Below are 2944 nucleotides of genomic sequence, written 5' to 3'. Positions count from 1 at the left end.
CACCGCCGAGCTGTCGGTGCGGGGCCGCAAGAGCGGCCAGATGCAGCGGGTGCCGGTCAATCCACACGCGTACGAGGGCGCGCAGTACCTCATCTCCGCCCGCGGGCACTCGCAGTGGGTACGCAACATGCGGGCGGCGGGCGGCGGCGAGCAGCTCGTCGTCGCTCGACTTCGCGGTCACGCCCTGGAAGTACTGGTTGACCTCCCACCCCCAGCGCTCCAGGTAGGTGCGCAGGACGGCGGTCTTCTCGCCGTCCGAGATCTCCACGGCCGTGAAGGCGCGGACCTTGCGGCCCACCCGCAGCTCGCCGCCGCCCGCCGCCCGCATGTTGCGTACCCACTGCGAGTGCCCGCGGGCGGAGATGAGGTACTGCGCGCCCTCGTACGCGTGTGGATTGACCGGCACCCGCTGCATCTGGCCGCTCTTGCGGCCCCGCACCGACAGCTCGGCGGTGCCGGCCAGGCTCATCCCGTGACGGGCCAGCCAGCCGATGGCGCTGTTCATCCGCGTGGCGAAGCGGCCGGCCTTCAGGTAGTACGGCTGCGAGCTGGGCATCGACGACATCGGGACTCCCTGGGGTGGTGGAGCGGTCTGCGGGGGCGAGGTGCGGGGTGCGGGTGCGACTCGTGGAGCGGGTGCGAGAGCACTGCTCTCGCTTGAGAGCAGTGTGCACGCAAGCGGTGCTCCAAAGCAAGAGCAGTGCTCTCTAATTTGTTCGCGGCTCGCTGGCCGGATCACCGCTCTCGTTCCGGTGCACCGCTCTCGACAGTGGCAGAATGTCCCCATGAGCACCGTCCAGGGCGCCCGAGCCCGCGCGCGTACCGAGATCACCGCCGCCATCAAGGGCGAGGCCAGAAAACAGCTCGCCGCCGAGGGCGCCTCGAAGCTGTCGCTCCGTGCCGTCGCCCGTGAGCTGGGCATGGCCTCCTCCGCCCTCTACCGCTACTTCCCGAGCCGCGACGACCTGCTCACCGCGCTGATCGTGGATGCCTACGACGCCGTGGGTGAGGCCGCGGAGCGGGCGCTCGCGCAGGCCGCGCCCGCCGACGCCCCCGCGGAGCGCTGGGTCGCCGTCTGTGGCGCCGTACGGACCTGGGCGCTGGCGCACCCGCACGAGTACGCGCTCATCTACGGCTCGCCCGTGCCCGGCTACACCGCGCCCCAGGCCACCGTCGGCCCCGCCTCGCGTGTGGCGCTCGTGCTCATCGGGATCGTCCGCGACGCCCACCAGGGGCGGGGCATCGCCGTCCCCCGGCCCGCCCCCGGACTGCGCGCCGAGGGCGAGCGGATGGCGGCCGACTTCGCGCCCGGACTGCCCCCGGCGGTCGGCCCCGCGCTGGTCGCCGCGTGGGCGCAGCTCTTCGGGCTGATCTCGTTCGAGCTGTTCGGCCAGTTCCACCGCGTCGTCGAGGAGCGGGACGCGTTCTTCGCGCACGCGGCCGGCGCGCTCGCCTCCTCGGTGGGCCTGGTACTCCCCGGGGAGTAGCCGTGACCACCACGCCGGGCTGACGCCCGGACGGCACGCCCGGGGCTAGCGTGGCCGGTATGGAAGAGCAGCAGCCGCCGCCCCCGGCCGGGCGGCACGGCCGCCCCTGGGCGAGGCACGGGCCGCCGCTCCCGCACCGGGCGCGGCAGTGGGCACGGGGTGGCGGGGCGGACCTCCGGGGGCGCTCGCGGCTGCCCTGGCCCTCCACCCTCCTGCTGACCGCCGTCGTACTGGGCGGCTCCAGCGTCGCCGCGCACAACCAGAGCGGGCGCGCCCCGCTCGACGTCTTCGCCCGGCTGCTGCTCCTCGCGAGCTGCGCGGTGCTGCTCGCTCGCCGTCGCCACCCCGTCCTCGCCGTGTTCGGCTCGGCGGGGGCGGCCATGGTGTACCTGGGCGCCGGCTATCCGTACGGGCCGGTCTTCCTCGCGGTGGCCGTCGGGTGCTTCGCGGCGATCGTCGCGGGACACCGCCGGGCCGCCTGGTCGGCCGTCGGGATGCTCTGGCTCGGCCACGTCCTGGTCGCGCACTGGCTCTACCGTGTGCTGCCCCCGAGCGGCGACCGTCCCGCGCCCTGGGCGCAGGAACTGGTCGTCGCCGCCTGGGTGCTGGCCGTCGTGGCGATCGCCGAGCTCGCCCGCGTACGCCGGGAGCAGTGGGCCAGGGCCGGGGCCGAGCGGGCCGCCGCCGACCGGCGGCGGGCCGACGAGGAGCGGCTGCGGATCGCTCGCGAACTGCACGACGTGCTGGCGCACAGCATCTCCGTCATCAACGTCCAGGCGGGCGTGGGCCTGGCGCTGCTCGACTCCGACCCGGAGCAGGCCCGTACCGCGCTGACCACCATCAAGTCCGCCAGCAAGGAGGCGCTGGGCGAGGTGCGCCAGGTGCTCGACACCCTGCGCACCCCGGGCGACGCCCCCCGCTCGCCCGCGCCGGGCCTCGACCGGCTGCCCGAGCTCGTCGAACAGGCGGCGGCGGCCGGGCTCACCGTCGCGGCCACGACGACCGGTTCGCCCCGGACCCTGCCGCCGGGGGCCGATCTCGCCGCTTTCCGTATCGTCCAGGAGGCGCTCACCAACGTGGTGCGCCACTCCGGCTCCCCGTACCGCGCGCGTGGTGCTCGACTATGCGCCGGACCTGCTCGAACTGCGGGTGGACGACGACGGACCCGTCGGTTCCGGTGACGCGGGCGGCAGCGGGAACGGTCTGATCGGCATGCGGGAGCGGGCCGCCGCGCTCGGTGGCACCATCGAGGCGGGCGACCACCCGGAAGCCGCCGTCGTGGCGGGGGCCCGCCTCGATGGTGCCACCGAGCGCGGCGGCCCGCTCCCGCATGCCGATCAGACCGTTCCCGCTGCCGCCCGCGTCACCGGAACCGACGGGTCCGTCGTCGTCCACCCGCAGTTCGAGCAGGTCCGGCGCATAGTCGAGCACCACGCGCGCGGTACGGGGAGCCGGAG

1 protein-coding gene and 2 pseudogenes are annotated in these 2944 nt (G+C 74.8%); 2 read left to right on the top strand and 1 reads right to left on the bottom strand.

The window, feature by feature from the left end:
* Nucleotides 1-139 precede the first annotated feature (139 nt).
* Nucleotides 140-556: pseudogene (locus tag ACJA3G_RS34140) on the bottom strand (nitroreductase family deazaflavin-dependent oxidoreductase); the annotation flags it as partial.
* A 229-nt stretch (nucleotides 557-785) separates the two neighbouring features.
* Here ACJA3G_RS34140 and ACJA3G_RS34135 point away from each other — a divergent pair.
* Both ACJA3G_RS34135 and ACJA3G_RS34130 read left to right on the top strand, forming a co-directional pair.
* Nucleotides 786-1487, top strand: coding sequence for a TetR/AcrR family transcriptional regulator (locus ACJA3G_RS34135; RefSeq protein WP_406556911.1), 702 nt, complete (start codon nucleotides 786-788; stop codon nucleotides 1485-1487).
* A 59-nt stretch (nucleotides 1488-1546) separates the two neighbouring features.
* Nucleotides 1547-2756 (top strand): annotated as a pseudogene (locus ACJA3G_RS34130) (sensor histidine kinase); the annotation flags it as partial.
* Nucleotides 2757-2944 lie beyond the last annotated feature (188 nt).

It is taken from the genome of Streptomyces sp. YS-3 (assembly GCF_045257485.1).
Classification (GTDB): Bacteria; Actinomycetota; Actinomycetes; order Streptomycetales; family Streptomycetaceae; genus Streptomyces.
The sequence above is the reverse complement of the archived record's forward strand: the minus strand, read 5'-3'. Positions and strand labels throughout refer to the sequence as shown.